General features: G+C 69.7%; 16 protein-coding genes. 12 read left to right on the top strand and 4 right to left on the bottom strand.

The window, feature by feature from the left end:
* Positions 1-10: 10 nt before the first annotated feature.
* The 3 genes from DFR72_RS19895 (at position 11) to DFR72_RS19885 (ending at position 1787) form a co-directional block, all read left to right on the top strand.
* On the top strand, positions 11-430 hold the full coding sequence (locus DFR72_RS19895) for a hypothetical protein (protein WP_143086819.1): 420 nt from the start codon (positions 11-13) through the stop codon (positions 428-430).
* A 113-nt stretch (positions 431-543) separates the two neighbouring features.
* On the top strand, positions 544-1134 hold the full coding sequence (locus DFR72_RS19890; RefSeq protein ID WP_090067913.1) for a hypothetical protein: 591 nt from the start codon (positions 544-546) through the stop codon (positions 1132-1134).
* Positions 1131-1787 (top strand): hypothetical protein, encoded by a 657-nt coding sequence (locus DFR72_RS19885; protein ID WP_090067914.1) that lies wholly within the window; start codon positions 1131-1133, stop codon positions 1785-1787. The genes DFR72_RS19890 and DFR72_RS19885 overlap by 4 nt, the downstream gene beginning before the upstream one ends.
* Here DFR72_RS19885 and DFR72_RS19880 read toward each other — a convergent pair.
* Positions 1781-2122 (bottom strand): DUF1844 domain-containing protein, encoded by a 342-nt coding sequence (locus tag DFR72_RS19880; RefSeq protein WP_090067916.1) that lies wholly within the window; start codon positions 2120-2122, stop codon positions 1781-1783. The genes DFR72_RS19885 and DFR72_RS19880 overlap by 7 nt on opposite strands.
* Positions 2123-2420: 298 nt before the next feature.
* Here DFR72_RS19880 and infC point away from each other — a divergent pair, with 298 nt between their 5' ends.
* The 5 genes from infC (at position 2421) to DFR72_RS19855 (ending at position 5523) form a co-directional block, all read left to right on the top strand.
* Positions 2421-3032 (top strand): translation initiation factor IF-3, encoded by a 612-nt coding sequence (infC, locus tag DFR72_RS19875; RefSeq protein ID WP_090067918.1) that lies wholly within the window; start codon positions 2421-2423, stop codon positions 3030-3032.
* 51 nt (positions 3033-3083) lie between these two features.
* Positions 3084-3278 carry a 50S ribosomal protein L35 gene (gene rpmI / locus DFR72_RS19870; protein WP_089950337.1) on the top strand — a complete coding sequence of 65 codons (195 nt, stop codon included), beginning with the start codon at positions 3084-3086 and terminating at the stop codon, positions 3276-3278.
* A 92-nt stretch (positions 3279-3370) separates the two neighbouring features.
* Entirely contained in the window at positions 3371-3760 is a 390-nt protein-coding gene (rplT, locus tag DFR72_RS19865) for a 50S ribosomal protein L20 (protein WP_090067920.1), read from the top strand.
* Entirely contained in the window at positions 3757-4599 is an 843-nt protein-coding gene (locus DFR72_RS19860; protein ID WP_090068041.1) for a TrmH family RNA methyltransferase, read from the top strand. The genes rplT and DFR72_RS19860 overlap by 4 nt, the downstream gene beginning before the upstream one ends.
* Before the next feature lie 36 nt (positions 4600-4635).
* A complete protein-coding gene (locus DFR72_RS19855; RefSeq protein WP_090067922.1) occupies positions 4636-5523 on the top strand; it encodes a S41 family peptidase in 888 nt (295 codons plus the stop codon).
* Here the strand turns inward: DFR72_RS19855 and DFR72_RS19850 are convergent.
* Together DFR72_RS19850 and DFR72_RS19845 are read right to left on the bottom strand one after the other, a co-directional pair.
* On the bottom strand, positions 5520-8222 hold the full coding sequence (locus DFR72_RS19850) for a hypothetical protein (protein ID WP_090067923.1): 2703 nt from the start codon (positions 8220-8222) through the stop codon (positions 5520-5522). The genes DFR72_RS19855 and DFR72_RS19850 overlap by 4 nt on opposite strands.
* Before the next feature lie 2 nt (positions 8223-8224).
* Complete coding sequence (locus DFR72_RS19845; RefSeq protein WP_245983204.1) at positions 8225-10006, bottom strand: HSP90 family protein; 1782 nt, start codon at positions 10004-10006, stop codon at positions 8225-8227.
* Positions 10007-10142: 136 nt separating this feature from the next.
* On the opposite strand from DFR72_RS19845, the gene pheS reads away from it, so the two are divergent.
* The 3 genes from pheS (at position 10143) to DFR72_RS19830 (ending at position 14677) form a co-directional block, all read left to right on the top strand.
* On the top strand, positions 10143-11210 hold the full coding sequence (pheS, locus tag DFR72_RS19840; protein WP_090067925.1) for a phenylalanine--tRNA ligase subunit alpha: 1068 nt from the start codon (positions 10143-10145) through the stop codon (positions 11208-11210).
* Positions 11211-11215: 5 nt separating this feature from the next.
* Positions 11216-13693, top strand: a complete 2478-nt coding sequence (gene pheT / locus DFR72_RS19835; RefSeq protein WP_090067927.1) for a phenylalanine--tRNA ligase subunit beta — start codon at positions 11216-11218, stop codon at positions 13691-13693.
* A gap of 486 nt (positions 13694-14179) precedes the next feature.
* Positions 14180-14677 (top strand): hypothetical protein, encoded by a 498-nt coding sequence (locus DFR72_RS19830; RefSeq protein ID WP_090067929.1) that lies wholly within the window; start codon positions 14180-14182, stop codon positions 14675-14677.
* Positions 14678-14880: 203 nt separating this feature from the next.
* On the opposite strand, the gene DFR72_RS19825 is transcribed toward DFR72_RS19830, so the two are convergent.
* Positions 14881-15549, bottom strand: coding sequence for a DNA alkylation repair protein (locus tag DFR72_RS19825; protein WP_090067931.1), 669 nt, complete (start codon positions 15547-15549; stop codon positions 14881-14883).
* A gap of 146 nt (positions 15550-15695) precedes the next feature.
* Between DFR72_RS19825 and DFR72_RS19820 the strand changes: the two genes are divergently transcribed.
* On the top strand, positions 15696-16700 hold the full coding sequence (locus tag DFR72_RS19820; protein WP_143086820.1) for a hypothetical protein: 1005 nt from the start codon (positions 15696-15698) through the stop codon (positions 16698-16700).
* Positions 16701-16710: the final 10 nt, after the last annotated feature.

The following is a 16710-nucleotide window of genomic DNA, read 5'->3' as shown; positions in this document are numbered from 1 at the left end:
CGACGGCGATGTGGTCGTGTTGTCGAGCCCGGTGGTCTCCACGACCGTGGCCGAGGTCTCGGCCTATCACGTCTACCTCGTGTGGCCGTGGAAGACGAAGGACCCGGAGTCGCAGTTCGCGTGGAACGGGACGGTGGCGTTCTCCAGGGATTCCGAAAGCCCAGAGTGGCTCAACACGCCGTGGCGCTTCGGGAGTGATCCTTCGGATCTGAAAACCGGGGACACGGTGGAGCTGTCCATTCCCGAATTCGAGGCCACAGTCCTGTCGGTGAAGAAGCACGAACCCGCAAGGGATGCGGGCTGGTTGCCTCGCCCCACGCTGACGCTGGGGTTGTGCGCCACGGAGTTCGTCGATGATCCGGAAGCGGGGTTCGTCATCTACTGCGACACCGAAGAACCAATTTCGATGTTTGTCGCCGACCGAGGTTGAGTGGGCTATCCGCCAGTGGCTGGAGGCGAGTGATTGATGATCGAGTCGCCGGACGCGCGGCGTCCGCCACTTGATCATCGACGCCTGAACGGTCACGTGACACCATCCGCCACATGAAGTGGTACGCGGACAGACCGGCAAGGTTCACGCGTCAGCTGATCGCCGACCTGCTAGCCGTGGCATGGGTGGCCACCTGGATCTGGGTGGCCACCACCGTCCACGACTGGGTCCTGGAACTCAGGGCCCCGGGAGACGGCCTGGTCAACGCGGGCGGCGACATCCGCGACGTCTTCACCAACGCGGCAGCCAAAGCCAGGGGCGTGCCCTTCGTGGGCGAGGACCTGGCGGGCGCGCTGGGCAACGGCACCAAAGCCGGCGAAACCCTGACCAGCGCGGGCAACGCGCAGATCAGCGTGGTCCAGGACAGTGCTTTCTGGCTCGCCACCGCCATCGTTGTCATCCCGGTCCTGTTCCTGCTCATCACCTGGCTGCCGGTCCGCCTGAGGTACGCCCGCAAGGCGGCCGACACCGCGCGGCTGCGCGACAAGCCCGACCTGCTGGCCCTGAGAGCGCTCACAAGCCTCAGCCCCCGGCAGTTGAGCAAGTTCGACGGTGACCCCGCCGTGGCGTGGCGGACGGGGGACACGGACGTGATCGACGAGCTGGCGCGGCGTCAGCTGGCCTCGGTGGGGGTGAAGGCGTGATCGCGATCGCTGTGATCGCCGCGGTGGTGGCGATGTGCGCTTTGGCCGTCGCCTTGTGGCAGGCGCGCGAGGCCAAGCACGCGCAGACGGCCGCGCAAGAGGCGCAGAACGCCGCGGGCAGGGCCCAGGAGGAGGCGCAGGCCGCGCGCAAGGCCGTCGAGCAGGCCACGGCCAGTGCGTTCCAGGCCAAGAACGCCGCCGAGGAGGCCAAGAAGGCGGCGATGAAGGCCGAGGAGGCCGTGGGGAAGGCCGCCGAGGAGGCCTCGGCTTCGCGGATGCTGGCGGACGAGGCGCAGTTCACCGCGCAGCAGGCGACGGCGCAGATCAACGAGATCACCGAGCTCATCGCGGTCGAGCGCAGCAAGCGGGGGATGCCCACGTTCGCGATCACGCCCGGCGCGCCGGACGAGTTCCGGCTCAGCTACTTCGGCGGGCCCGCCGTCATCGAGCAGCTCACCGTGTCGGTGGTGCCGGGGTCACGGGTGCTCGGGCTCTCGCAGTACGACGAACCGCCCGCCGAGCACCTCGAGCTCGGGCCGCTCCACAACGGCTCCGCCATCACCTTCCGGGCCGCCACCGGGCAACGGTCCAGTGCGGTCTTCCAGGTCAGGGCGGAGCCGTGGGAGCCGGTCGTCGTGCGGGCGGATCAGTAGACGGGACCGGTGAACTTCTCGCCGGGGCCCTGGCCGGGCTCGTCGGGCACGGCCGAGGCCTCGCGGAACGCGCGCTGCACAGACTGCAGGCCGTCCTTCAGCGGGGCGGCGTGCGGGCCGAGGTACTCGGAGGTCGCCGTGACCAGGCCGGCGAGGCCGGTGATCAGGCGGCGGGCCTCGTCGAGGTCGCGGCGCGGGGAGTTGTCCGGGTCCGGGTCGGCGAGGCCCAGGCGCTCCGCGGCGGCGGACAGCAGCATCACCGCGGCCCGGCTGATCACCTCGATGCTGGGGACATCGCCCAGGTCACGGATGCTGTCTTCAAGCGGATCGGTCACGCCCCATTCAAGCAAGCCGCCGGGGAGGGCCTGCGTCACAGGGCCGCGATTCGGGGGTTGACAAGAGTGTCTGCTAGTATTTCGGACGCGACCAGCTCTCGTTAGTGCGAGAGCGGCAAGTGGAGCCCCGCTCCCACCCGCGTTCACCGCTTCTTGAGGTGGCCGGGTCCGGTCCTCCAGGCGACAGGCACACGGGTGCTGGTTGTTCTGAGGTGCGATCGGTCGGAAGCGGGCCCCTTCACCGGGAGACGGTGACGGGGCTCTTGTTTTTGGCGCAACCGAGTCTCAAAGGACGTGAATGACAAGTCCCTCGAACCGCGGTGCACCCGTCAGCACCGAGCCGCGCATCAACGACCGCATCCGGGTGCCGGAAGTTCGTCTGGTCGGGCCGAATGGTGAGCAGGTCGGGATCGTTCGCATCGAGGACGCGCTCCGACTCGCGCAGGAAGCGGATCTCGACCTCGTCGAGGTCGCCGCTCAGGCTCGCCCGCCGGTCTGCAAGCTCATGGACTACGGCAAGTTCAAGTACGAGACCGCGCAGAAGGCTCGCGAGTCGCGTCGGAACCAGCAGCTGACGGTCATCAAGGAGCAGAAGCTCCGCCCGAAGATCGACCCGCACGACTACCTGACGAAGAAGGGCCACGTGGCCCGCTTCCTCTCGCACGGGAACAAGGTCAAGGTGACCATCATGTTCCGCGGTCGCGAGCAGTCGCGCCCCGAACTCGGGTACAGGCTTCTGCAGAAGCTGGCGGAGGACGTCGCGGAGCTCGGCTTCGTCGAGTCGAACCCGAAGCAGGACGGCCGCAACATGATCATGGTGTTGGCGCCGCACAAGAACATCAAGCCGCGCGTGGTCAAGCAGGACGACGACGCGACCGAGGCGGCCGACACCGCTTCGGAAGAGGCGTAGGAACGCACGCCCGCCCCCGATCCCGGTGGGTAGCACGAGACGAGGACGGAAATGCCGAAGAACAAGACGCACAGCGGGACCTCGAAGCGCTTCAAGGTCACGGGCAGCGGCAAGATCCTCCGGGAGAAGGCCGGCAAGCGCCACATCCTGGAGAAGAAGTCCAGCAAGGTGACGCGTCGCATGAGCGGCACCGCGGTCGTGTCGGACAACGACGCCCCGCGCATCAAGAAGCTGCTCGGTCTCTGACCCGCTTCGACACCCCTTAGCTAACTCGGGAACCGTTAGCGCCGAACATTCCGGCGAACTCCGGTTCCCCATGAGATCGACAGGATGTACCCGTGGCACGCGTCAAGCGGGCTGTAAACGCCCAGAAGAAGCGTCGTACCGTTCTCGAACTGGCCAGCGGTTACCGCGGCCAGCGCTCGAGGCTGTACCGCAAGGCCAAGGAGCAGGTGCTCCACTCGCTCAACTACGCGTACCGCGACCGCCGTGCGCGCAAGGGCGACTTCCGCAAGCTGTGGATCCAGCGCATCAACGCTGCCTCCCGTGCGAACGGCATGACCTACAACCGCCTCATCCAGGGCCTGCGCCTGGGCGGTGTCGAGGTCGACCGCAAGATCCTCGCGGACCTCGCCGTCCACGACGCCACCGCCTTCACGGCGCTCGTCGAGATCGCCCGCAAGGCGCTCCCGGCCGACGTGAACGCTCCTGCCGGGGACCAGGCCTGAGCCAGCACCCTCGCGACAGCAACCGACCCGAGGCAGATCCGTTCACCGAACGGACACCTCGGGTCGTTGCTGCTCGCCACCTGACCCGCCGCCAGGGCCGCGACAAGGCAGGCCGCTTCCTCGTCGAGGGCGCCCAGGCCGTGCGCGAGGCACTCGCCTGGCAGGGCGGCGAGGTGCACGAACTCTTCGTCACCGCGCCGGCCGCGGAACGGAACACCGAACTGCTCCAGAGCGCCTCCGAGCGAGGCATCCGGATCAGCGAGGTCACCGTCAAGGCCGCCGAGTCGCTGTCGGAAACCGTGACGCCCCAGGGCATCGTCGCCGTGTGCGACGCGGTCCCGCAGTCGCTCGAAGCCGCCCTGCAGGGCACGCCGCGCCTCGTCGCCGTGCTCCACGGCGTCTCCGACCCCGGCAACGCGGGCACCGTCACGCGCGTGGCCGACGCGGCCGGAGCGGACGCGGTGATCTTCGCGGGCGACACGGTCGACCCGCACAACGGCAAGTGCGTGCGCGCCTCCACCGGCTCGCTCTTCCACCTGCCGATCGCTCGTTCCCGCGACGCGGACGAGGTCTTCGCCGCCTGCCGCCAGGCCGGGCTGAGGCTCGTGGCCGCCGACGGCTACGCGAAGCAGGACCTGGTCGAGGCATCGGCGAACGGCGAACTGGAGCAGCCCACCGCGTGGGTCTTCGGCAGCGAGGCTCACGGCCTGCCCGACGACGTCATCGCGAAGCTGGACACCTCGCTGAAGGTGCCGCTGTACGGCGCCGCCGAGAGCCTGAACCTCGCGACGGCCGCCGCGGTGTGCCTCTACGCCTCCGCGCGGGACCAGCGGAATTGAGCTGACGGACGCCGGGCGCGCGGCTACTGTGCGCCCGTGCGCGAACCCGAGATCGAGATCCTGTGCTCCCAGCTCGCCTCCTACTACGTCTTCCCGGACACGGCCAACGAGATCGCGAAGGTCGTCCGCGCTCGCCTCGACGAGGGTGCCTACTCCGATGTGGACGATGAGGAGTTCGCGGCCAGGGTGACCGCGGACCTTCAGAGCGTCAACGGCGACAAGCACCTCCGCCTGCTCCACAGCGCCGAGGAGGTCCCCGAGACCGGCCAGGAGTCGGCCTGGGACCCGGTGGCCTACAAGATGGAAGCCGAGCTCGACGCGTTCGGCGTCTACAAGGTCGAGCGGCTCGAAGGCAACGTCGGCCTGCTCGAGATCCGCCTGCTGCACGACGCCGAGATCGCCACGCCGGCCTACGTCGCCGCGATGAACCTCATCGCGCACACGGACGCGTTGATCCTCGACCTGCGTGAGAACCGCGGTGGCGACCCGCACACGGTCGCGTTGATCTGCAGCTACCTGTTCGACGAACCCGTGCACCTCAACGACATCTACAACCGCCCGGAAGACTCCACCCACCAGTTCTGGACGCTGCCGCACGTGCCGGGCCCGAAGTTCGGCGGCACGAAGCCCGTCTACGTCCTCACCAGCGCCCGCACGTTCTCCGGTGGGGAGGAACTGAGCTACAACCTCCAGCAGAACGAGCGCGCCACGCTGATCGGCGAGACCACCAGGGGCGGCGCCCACCCCGGCGACCGCTACCGGGTCGGCCCGCACCTCAAGTCGTCCATCCCGAACGGCCGAGCCGTCAACCCGATCTCCGGCACCAACTGGGAAGGCGTCGGAGTGGTGCCGCACATCGAGGTGCCCGCGGAGGAAGCGTTCGAGGTCGCCTACGAGAAGGCGACCTCGAACAGCAGCAACTAATCCAGCCGAGCGGTCAGCTCGCGCACCAGCGGATCGGTGCCGGACGGCTTGTTCTGGCGCCGCAACGCCTCCGACAACATCGAGAGCACGTTCCCGGCCTGGTTGTCGTCGGGCAGCAGCGATGCCGCCCGGCGTGCCTCGGCCTCCGCTCCCGCCGCGTCGTCCGCGATGAGCAGCACGTGCGCCGCCTTCAGCACGACGAACACCCGCCAGCCCTCGTCGCCCAGCGACACCACCAGTGCCTCGGCGTCGCGGTACTGCTTCATCGCCAGCGCGAACTCACCGGCCTGGCCGTGCACCCACGCGCGGATCGCGGCGATCTCGGCCTGGCGCCGGGTGATCTCCGCCGGTTCGTCCAGCGACGGCAGCAACGCCTCGGCGTCGTTCACGGCCGCCCTGGTCTCGGTGATCTCGTCGTCGGGCAGGCTCGACGCCAGCTCGACCAGCGAGCCGATCGCCTCCGAGAGGTTGCCCTCCTGCTGCCACAACGCGGCACCGGCGCGCCAGGACGCGATGGCCTCGTCGTGCTTGTCCAGCTGGCCCTGCACGGAGGCGAGCGCGTCGAGCAGGAACGCCCGGCGGCCCGTCTCCTCGGGTGGCAGCAGTTCGGCCGCCTCGCGCAGGTAGCGCTCGGCCGCCGGGAGCTCACCCAGCTTGCGGCACACCTGGCCGAGCCGGAACACCACCTGCAGCCGCAGGTCCTCCTGGCCTTCCTGCAGCAGCCGCAACGACTCCTCCAGGACCTCGGCGGCCTCGACGAACCGGTCCGTCTGCACGTAGCCGCCGCTCAGCGCGAAGCAGAAGTGCGCGGTGTGGCCGGGGGAGAGGTGCACGCGGGAGATCGCCACGGCCTCGCGCAGATCGCCCAGGCAGGCCCCCTCCTGGTCCAGCTCCTGGATCGCCGCGACCTGGTACCAGCGCGCCTCCGCGGACTCCGGCAGCGGGAACGCCGCCACGAACTCGCGCGCCGTCGCCACCGCCTCGGGAACCTTGCGCAGCAACGTCTCCAGCCGCAACCGCAGCCGGTAGCCCTCGAACCGGGCGTTCAACGGGATGTCGCCCGCCATGACAGCCAGGACGTCCGCGTACGCGCCTTCGAGGTCCTGCTGCCGCGCCTTGTGCTCGGCCGTCTCGACCGCGACCCGGCCGCGCAGCTCCGGAACGTCCAAAGAGGACGCCAGCGCGATCATCTCGTTCGCCTGCTCGTGCGCGTGCGCGTCGTCGTACAGCTCGGCCAGCGACAGTGCCGCAACCGTTCGCGTGTAGTCCGTCGCCGCCTCGGCCAGGCACCGCTCGGCGAGCGCCTGGCCGTCCGGGAGCCCCATCGCGAGCCGCGCCTGGTAGCGCAGCGCGAGGTCGGCGGGCAACGCCGTCAGCAGCTCGTCGAACACCGCCGGGTCGAACGGCACGAGCCCGGTCGTCATCCGGCGGATGCCGGCGTGCGCGGCGAGGTCGGGCGGCAGCAACGAGTCCATGTCCGCGGGCAGCGAGTCGAGCATCCGCCGCGCCTTCACGAAGTCGCCCTGCTCGTACAGCGTCACCATCGACTCGGCGATCTCCACCGGGTCGCCGAACACGACGGACTCCTCGGCGGGCGCGGAGACCGGCGCGGCCGGCACGGCGAGCTCCACCGCCGGGTAGTCCTTCTGCTCCAGCGAGTTCGTGATCCGCTCGAGCCACGCCGGCGTGCCGTTGCGCTCGTCGAACTGCTTCGCGAGCTGCAGAGCCCGCTTCGACAGCCGGTCGAGGAGCTCGGCGGCCGTCCGCGACCCGACCGCGGGGACCTCGAACACCGTGTCGGCCGGAAGGCGCTGCAGCAGCACGGAAGCGCACTCCGCGAACGACATCTCGTCGGCCGGCAGCTGCACGCCCGTCACCTTGTGCAGCGAGCGGCGCAGGATGTCCTCGCCGCGCGCGAGGTTGCCCGTCAGCGCGCAGAACCGGATGTGCTCGTGCACGTACGAGGTGATCTCGTCGTCCTTGATCAACCGGTACGCCGTGGTGTGCGCGTGCGCGGCCTTCTCGAGTTCGCCGATCTCCAGCAACGGCCACAGCAGCGCGGACAGGATGCCCTGCGGCTGCGTGGCGCAGCCGGAGTCACCGGACAGGCCCTCCCAGCCGTGCGCGGCGGCCTCCTGGTGGCGGCCGAGGCGCGCCAGCATCCAGACCTGCTCCTCGACCACGCAGGCCTCGCAGTCCGCCATCGGCCCGCGTTCCGTGGCGAGGTAACGGCCGAGCTGCTCGGCGAGGCCCGTCATGTCACCGACGTGGTAGGCGTACTCGGCACGGGCGCCGTGCACCGGCTGCACCGAGAAACCGAGCTTGCCGTAGCGGTCCGCGAGCTGGCCGATCACGGCCTGCAGCTGCTCCAGCGAGAACTTCGGGTCGCGGCGCAGCCCGGTCGCGATCCACTTGTGCGCCCAGTTCAGCGAGTGGACCTCGTACTCGTTGAACGCCTCGGGGTCCTTCTCCTCGGCGGCCCGCACCCACGCGAACGGCGCGAGCATCAGGTCGTAGCGCGACAGGTAGTACGCCGAGTCGATCAGCGCCGTGCGGCACGAGACGCCGAGCGGCAGGTGCCCGAGCGCGTCGGACATGCGCGCGGCCCGTTCCAGCGCCTCGTGCTTCGGCATGCCCGTGGGCATGTTGTACGCCTCCAGGAACGCGCGCTCCGCGTCCTCGGCGGTGAAGTCGGCCATGTTCACTTGCCCCCAACGGCGCGGTCCAGCAGTTCCAGGAACGAGCGGTTCAGCGCCGCCGTGTCCTTCGGTCGCATCGCTCGCCGAGCCTGCAGGACGGCGTGCACGTACAGAGATTCGAGCGTCAGCTCCACCAGGGCCGGGTCGGTCAGCCGGGCCAGCCGCTGCACCAGCGGGTTGCGGCAGTTGAGGACCAGCTGCTCGGGACGCGACGAACTGGAGCCCGCGGTCAGCTGCCCGAGCAGCTCCGCCCACAACGGGTCCGTCACCTCCTCCGCCGTCTGCTCGGTGTCGAGCTTGCGCTGCTGCTCCGCGTTGGTGATCAGCAGGGCGGGCAGCGAGACCGGGTCGAAGTCGCGGATCACCGCGTCGCAGTCGTGCCGGTCCAGCGCCGCCGCGCCCTCGGAGAGCCGCAGCCGCAGCGCCGTCTCGATGCCCGGTTCCGGATCGGCCAGCGCCGCCAGCAGTTCCGACGGTGCGACCCGGCGCGCGACGGCAGGGCCGTCCAGGGCGCTCAGCCGGTTCAGCAGCTCCATGTCGTAGGCGTAGCCCGCGTTCACGAGGCCCAGCCCCTGCGCGGCCGCGACCGGCGCGAGCTGGTGGAACTCGTCGACGTCCGGGATGTAGAGGATCGCGCCGTGCTTGCGCTTGAACTGCCGCAACGGGATCGCGCCCTCGGTCGTCTCGAACGGCAGCCACCGCTCGACCAGCCGCAGCATCTCGTCGTCCGAGCGCGCCAGCGACTTGATGCCCAGGTGGTGCGCGGCCAGCAGCTCACCGGCCCGGCGCGGCTCGATCGCGTCCAGCCGGATCAGCCAGTCGCGGATCTGCTCGCCCAGCTCCTCGCGCACCGCCAGCAGCATCTCGTCCTGGTACAGCGACTCGCGTGACGCCGTGGGCCGGATCGCGGACGCGTCGACCACGCACCGCACGAAGTACGCCCAGTCCGGCAGCAGGCCCTCGACGTTGTCGCCGACCAGCATCCGCTTCAGGTACACCCGGTGCGTCTGGCGCGTGCCGGGGTGCACACCGGACGGCAGCACGAACGCGACACCGGTCAGTCCCGCCGCCTCGACCTCGATCGGGATCGCCTCGAAGGGCTTGAACCCGAAGACCTGCTCGCAGTACTCGGAAAGGTCGGCGTCCTCTCCGTCTTCAAGGCTGTCCCACGGGCGCACGCCACGGGTGACCGCCGCACCGTCCAGCGTCACGACGGCCGGCAGCAGATCGCCGTAGTCGCTCACCAACGGCCGCACGACGTCGGCTTCGAGCCAGTGCTCGTTGCCCCGCGACGCGCTCAGCTCGACGGTCGTGCCGACCGGTACACCGTCCGCAGTGTCTACTTCGGACACGGTGTAGTTGCCGGACGAATCCGCCTCCCACCGCACCGCCGGACCACCGCGAGCGGACCGCGTGATCACCGTCACGGACGAGGCGACCAGGAAGCACGACAGCATGCCGACGCCGAACTGGCCGAGGAACCCTTCGCGGGCGAACCCCAGGTCATCCCTCTTGGACGTGCGGCCGAGCGTGGACAGCAGCTCGTGGACCTCGTCCTCGGTGAGCCCCACGCCGGTGTCGGTGATCGTCAGCCCCGGCCCGCAGGTGATCGTGACTTCGGCGGGGCACGACGGGTCGAGCTCGCGCCTCGCCGTGATCGCGTCGACGGCGTTCTGCAGCAGTTCCCGCACGTAGACGCGCGGGCTGCTGTACAGGTGGTGGCTGAGCAGGTCGATGATGCCGCGCAGGTCGACGCGGAAGGTGTGCGACATGATGCCGCCCATCCTAGGGACGATCGAGGGGCCGGTGCCGCTCTTTAACGGAAGCGCCCAGAGCGGTCAAGACGGCACCGACTAGGATCGGCCTGTTGATTATCGAGTAGTCCCCCGTGTGCATCGAACTGGGAGCTGTCCACAAACCATGTCCGGAGCCAACGACCCGTACGACCCGAAGCAGGTCGCGGCGCTGTCGGCCGAGCACCTCGAAGCGGCCGTGCGGAAGGCGCGCGAGGCGTTCGCCGGAGCAGCCGACCTCGAGGCGCTCGCCGCGGTCAAGCCCGGCCACCTCGGTGACCGGTCGCCCGTGCTGCTGGCCCGTCGCGAGATCGGTGCCCTGCCCCCCAAGGCCAAGGCCGAGGCCGGCAAGCGGGTGAACGAGGCGCAGTCCGCGATCAAGACCGCGTTCGAGGAGCGCTTCGCCGTGCTCCAGGTCGAGCGCGACGAGCGGGTCCTGCGCGAGGAGTCCGTCGACGTCACGCTGCCCTGGGACCGCTTCCCTCGCGGCGCGCGCCACCCGATCACCACGCTCGCCGAGCGCATCGGTGACGTCTTCGTGGCCATGGGCTACGAGATCGCCGAAGGCCCCGAGCTCGAGACCGAGTGGTTCAACTTCGACGCGCTGAACTTCGGCAAGGACCACCCGGCCCGCTCGATGCAGGACACGTTCTACATCGCGCCGGGTGACTCGCAGCTGGTCCTGCGCACGCACACCTCTCCCGTCCAGGCCCGCACGCTGCTGGACCGCGAGCTGCCGGTGTACGTCGTGTGCCCCGGCCGCACGTTCCGCACCGACGAGCTCGACGCGACGCACACCCCGGTGTTCCACCAGGTCGAGGGCCTCGCGGTCGACAAGGGCCTGACGATGGGCCACCTCAAGGGCACGCTCGACGCGTTCGCCCGCGCCATGTTCGGCGAGGACTCGAAGACCCGCCTGCGCCCGAGCTTCTTCCCGTTCACCGAGCCGTCGGCCGAGGTCGACGTCTGGTTCCCGGAGAAGAAGGGCGGTGCCGGCTGGGTCGAGTGGGGCGGCTGCGGCATGGTCAACCCCAACGTGCTGCGCGCCACCGGCGTCGACCCGGACGTCTACTCCGGCTTCGCGTTCGGCATGGGCCTGGAACGCACCCTGCAGTTCCGCAACGGCCTCCCCGACATGCGCGACATGGTCGAGGGCGACGTCCGCTTCACGCAGCCTTTCGGAACGGAGGCCTGATCCGGATGCGCGTCCCGGTCAGCTGGCTGGTCGAACACCTCGGTTTCGACGAGGTCCCCACCCCCGACGAACTCGCCGAGGCGTTCACCCGCATCGGCATCGAGGTCGAGGAGGTGAGCCCGCTCGGTCCCGTGACCGGCCCGATCGTCGCCGGTCGCGTCGTCGAGATCGAGGAGCTCACCGAGTTCAAGAAGCCGATCCGCTACTGCAAGGTCGAGGTCGGCCCCGAGCAGGTCAACCAGATCATCTGCGGTGCCACGAACTTCGTCGAGGGCGACTCGGTCGTCGTCGCGCTGCCCGGCGCCGTGCTGCCGGGTGGCTTCGCGATCTCCGAGCGCAAGACGTACGGCCGCGTGTCGCAGGGCATGATCTGCGCCTCCGACGAGCTCGGCATCGGCGACGACCACTCCGGCATCCTCGTGCTGCCCACCGGCACCGCGCAGCCCGGCGACGACGCGCTGGAGCTGCTCGGCCTGAACGACAGCGTCATCGAGCTCGCGCCGACCCCGGACCGCGGCTACGCGTTCTCGGTCCGCGGCCTCGCCCGTGAGATCGCCTGCGCGCTCGACGTGCCGTTCGGCGACCCCGGCGTGGTCGAGATCCCCGAGCCCGAGGGCGAGGCGTGGCCGGTCCACATCGAGGACCGTCCCGGCTGCTCGCGGTTCGTCGCGCGCCGCGTCACCGGTGTCGACCCGACGGCGCCGACGCCGTGGTGGATGCGCCGCCGGCTGATGCTCGCGGGCATGCGCTCGATCTCGCTGCCGGTCGACGTCACGAACTACGTGATGCTCGAACTGGGCCAGCCGCTGCACGCGTTCGACGCGGCGTCCCTGTCCGGCGCGCTGACGGTGCGCCGTGCGCTGGCGGGCGAGAAGCTCACGACGCTGGACGACCAGGTCCGTGCGCTCGACTCCGACGACATCGTGATCGCCGACGACTCGGGCGTGATCTCGCTGGCCGGTGTCATGGGCGGTGCGTCGACCGAGGTCGGCGACAACTCCTCGGACATCCTGCTGGAAGCCGCGAACTGGGACCCGGCGTCCATCGCGCGCACGGTCCGCCGGCACAAGCTGCCGTCCGAGGCCGCGAAGCGCTTCGAGCGCACCGTCGACCCGGCTCTCGCGCCCGTCGCGCTGGAGCGGGCCGCGAAGCTGCTCAACCACTACGCCGAGGGCCAGATCAAGCCCGGCCGCACAGACGTGGGCGCCCCCGCGCTGCCCGCGCCGGTGTCGATGCCGATCGACCTGCCGGACCGCATCGCCGGCGTCCGGTACGCGCGGGGCGTCACGGCCCGCCGTCTCGGCCAGATCGGCTGCCAGGTCTCGGTGACCACCTCGGAGGAGGGCCAGACGATCGTCACGGCCGTGCCGCCGACGTGGCGTTCCGACCTCGTGCAGCCCGCCGACCTGGTGGAGGAGGTGCTGCGCCTGGAGGGCTACGACACGATTCCGTCGGTGCTGCCGCCCGCTCCCGCCGGTCGCGGCCTGACCGAGCAGCAGCGCCGTCGCCGCACGGTGTGGCGCACGCTGGCCGAGGACGGGTTCGTCGAGGTCAAGCCGTTCCCGTTCATCGACCCGTCGGTGTTCGACGCCTTCGGCCTGCCGGCGGACGACATCCGGCGCAACACGGTCGGCGTGCTGAACCCGCTGGAGGCGGACAAGAACGTCCTGGCGACGACGTTGCTGCCGGGTCTCTTGGAGACCCTCCAACGCAACCTCGCCCGTGGTGCCAAGGACGTCTCGCTCTACAACATCGCCCAGGTGACGCTGCCGCGCGCCCAGCAGGTCCCCGTGCCGTCGCTGGGCGTGGACCGCCGGCCGACCGAGGCCGAGGTGGCCTCGCTGCTGGCCGCGCTGCCGAACCAGCCGCTGCACGTCGCCGGTGTGCTCACGGGCCACCGCGAACTGGCCGGCTGGTGGGGCAAGGGCCGCATCGCCGACTGGTCGGACGCCGTCGAGGCCGCCCGCCGCGCCGCTCAGGCCTACGGCGTGCAGCTGCGCGTCGTGGCGTCGGACCTGCTGCCGTGGCACCCCGGCCGTTGCGCCGAGCTGCGGGTGGGCGACTGGCCCGTCGGCCACGCCGGTGAGCTGCACCCGAAGGTGATCGAGGCGCTCGGCCTGCCCAAGCGGACCGTGGCGTTCGAGCTCGACCTCGACGCGCTGCCGCTGGACGACCACCGCCCGGCCCCGATGGTGTCGGCGTACCCGCCGGTGCTGCTGGACGTCGCGCTGGTCGTCGACGCGTCCGTGCCGGTGCAGTCGGTGTCCGAGGTACTGGGCGCGTCCGCGGGCGACCTGCTCGAGGACATCCGCCTGTTCGACGTCTACACGGGGGAGCAGGCGGGCGAGGGCAAGAAGTCGCTCGCGTACTCCCTGCGCTTCCGCGCGCCGGACCGCACGCTGACGGTGGAGGAGGCGACTGCGGCCCGCGACGCCGCCGTCGCCGCCGCCGGCGAGCGCCTGGGTGCGGCTCTGCGCGCCTGATCGGTCAGACCGAGTCGAGGCCCGGGATCCTTCGCGGATCCCGGGCCTCACGCGTTGGACGGGTGCCGGTTCGGCGTAACTTTATGTACACAGTATTGTGGCAACAGGGAGAGGTCCGGAGTCGCGTTCACCGGGCCACGCAGGAGTCCACACCGCGGTCCGCAGCTGGTCCACGAGTCACACGCAGATAAATTTGCCCACGAAAGTTCGCTCGATCGGCTGAGTCCTGCACGTCGGGATTTGGGATCAAATCAGCAGGTGGTAGCCCTGCGTAGCTGTCAAGGTGCCAAAGGTCCCGCATTACAAGGGGAAATCGGCGCCCGTCCGACGCTTGCGCAGTACGTGAAGCTTCTCCAAGATTGGCGGCGCGGCCCGCTAGGGCCGAGGGGCGAAGCGATGAACCACCGGGCGAGTATGGTCGCCGGTCCGGTGGGGAGCTAGAGGCGAACCCACCGCCTGGGAGCAACAACTCTGGAGAGTTGCGCCATGCGTAGTCTGGGTCCGCGCCTTGAGATCGCCGTGTCCTTGACGATCCTCATGGTCGGCGCCGCGGTCGTGGCGGCCATGCACCTCACGTGGCCTGAGCCGAAACTGCCCGCGATGGCGTACTCCGTGAGCAGCGGCGAGTCGGGCATGCAGCAGCTCAAGCCGTTCGAGATCAACGACATCTCCGGCGCTCCCGTGGAGCTCACGCCGGGTGCCGTGGGCGAACGCAAGGTGCGGCTGTCCAACCCCAACCCCGTCGTCATCATCGTCGAGAGCCTGTCGGCGGTCCCCGGTCAGCCGCTCGACGGCACGCAGCAGCGCGTCGAGGGCTGCCCGTCCGGCGTGCTGACGGTCGTGCCGCTCACCGACATCGTGGAGATCCCCGCGGGAGGCGCGGTCGAGGTCGCCATGAGGGTCGAGGTCGCCGCCGACGTCCCGGCCGCGTGCGCCGAGCTCGTCTTCCCGCTCACCTACTCGGGCCGCGCGAAACACGGCTAGCCGGCCGCTCGCGGACAGGCCCAGCACCCACGTCCGCACGCTAGTGGCGTGACCCGGAACGATGCCGGGCGAATTCGCGGTCAGACGGGCGCATCGCGGCGCCGCCCCCACGTCCTCGTACTGGATGTACGGGGGTATGGGGGCGGCGCCGCGAGGTGTCCTGCTGAGCGTGAATTACCCAGCCGACGTTCCGGGTCACGCCACTAGAGGTGTTTCAGGGCCTCGCGCCGTGACAACGGCGACAGCCCCGGCCGCGCCTCGACGAACGAGCGCACCCAGCCAGGCTCGGTCTTCGCGAACTCCCGCAGCGCCCACCCGATCCCCTTGCGCAGGAAGAAGTCGGGATCGTCCACGTTGGCGTCGACGCACGCCGTCAGCAGGTCCACGTCGGTCGCGCCCTTGGCCCCGAGCTGGCAGATCACCGACGTCCGGCGGCGCCACCTGTCCGCGTCGGCCGACCACCGCAGCATCAACGGCCGCACGACGCCAGGCGTCGAACGCAGCAACGGCCCGACCCTTTTCGACGCGATCTCGTCGACGTAGTCCCACCACGCGCCGGTCACGATCATCTCGTCGAACCACGGCAGCAGATCAACGGACTGGAATCGGCGATCACCGCTCAGTGACAACGCGATGTAGCGCTCCTCGCGATAGGTCGCCTCGCGCCACAACATCCGGATCGCGTCGAGCCACACGTCCCGGTCGTGCAACTGGGGCAGCGACTTCAGCAGTGCCACCCGTCCCGGTTTCTGCACGCCCAGGAACGGCATCCCGGACTTCATGTACGCCTGCATCTCCAGTGCCTTCACCGGATCCGCGCGCTCCTCGAGTCCCGCTCGAACCGCCTCGATCAAGGAAACCTCAAGAGTCACGCCCAAACGTTATAGGCATAAGGAGTAGCCCTGTTGAGATTTATGGCCCCATCGGTACCGGAAGTGCTAACGAAAGCGCAAAACATCACTTGACCGGGTGCTCATGTGAACGGAAAGGGTGCTTGATCCGGATACAGTTCGCGTTCATGCGCGTGCTCATGGTCGTGGCGGCGCTCGTGCTCGGCAGCATGGGTGCAACCAAAGCGGACACGGTGGATTATCTCGATCTGCCGCTGGTGAACGGAAACGGCGAACAGCGGGGTGGAGTGCACCCCGACCTGCCGTCCGACCGTGCCGCGATCGAGCAGGCGCTGGCCGGATACCGGGCCAAGGGCATCGCGCCGGCGCGCTTCAGGGCGTTGCTGTGGCAGTACTGGATCGTGCGCGCCGCCGAGGACGCGGGCGTCAACCTGTCCGAATGGGACCCGCAGCGTTCCGCGGACTCGAACCGCGCGGTGATCTTCGCCGTCTACGACTTCTACGCGAAGCTCTACCTGACTCACCCGGACACGTTGCGGTGGATGGGTTTCGCGAACATCGGCGCGCCCGCTTTCGCCGCCGGCATGCTCGACCTCGGCACGGTCCCGGAACTGCGCTGGTTCTCGTCGATGCTGATGTCCATGCAGAAGCACATTTTCATGGACTTGGGTGCGATGCACGCCGCTTACCTGCACGGTGGCGTCAAGGCCGTGGAGGAACTGCGCGACGCGGGCATCATCGACGCGGACACCACGGCGGCGTGGGCGGACCCGGCGCAGGCCGTCATGGAGTTCTCGTCGCGCGAGCAGAACCTGGTGATCGCCGACCAGTTCGACCGGATGCGGGCGCGGTTCCTGCCGCCCGGCGAGATGGTCACGTACGCGATCACGGTCGCCGGGCCGATGCCCGTTCCCGGTGGGAGGACTCCGGCGCAGTACCGGCCGTTGTTAGGCGGTCCGCTGCCCGCGTTCAACTACGCGGACCGGGTGGCGCGCTGGGACTTCCTGAGCAACGACACGGTGCCCGCCTACGAGCGGCTGAGCAGGGACGCCGTGCACAGGATCGTGCAGCGGCCGTTCGCCGAGCGGGTCGCGGACTACCGGGCCACCGGCCGCCTGCTGGATCTGCTGCCGTTCCGGAGTTCCGGAGTGGAATCGCATCCGTCGAAGTAGTCTGACGACC

Source organism: Lentzea flaviverrucosa (genome assembly GCF_003350445.1).
GTDB classification, from domain to species: Bacteria; Actinomycetota; Actinomycetes; order Mycobacteriales; family Pseudonocardiaceae; genus Lentzea; species Lentzea californiensis.
This window is presented reverse-complemented; position numbering and strand designations above follow the sequence as displayed.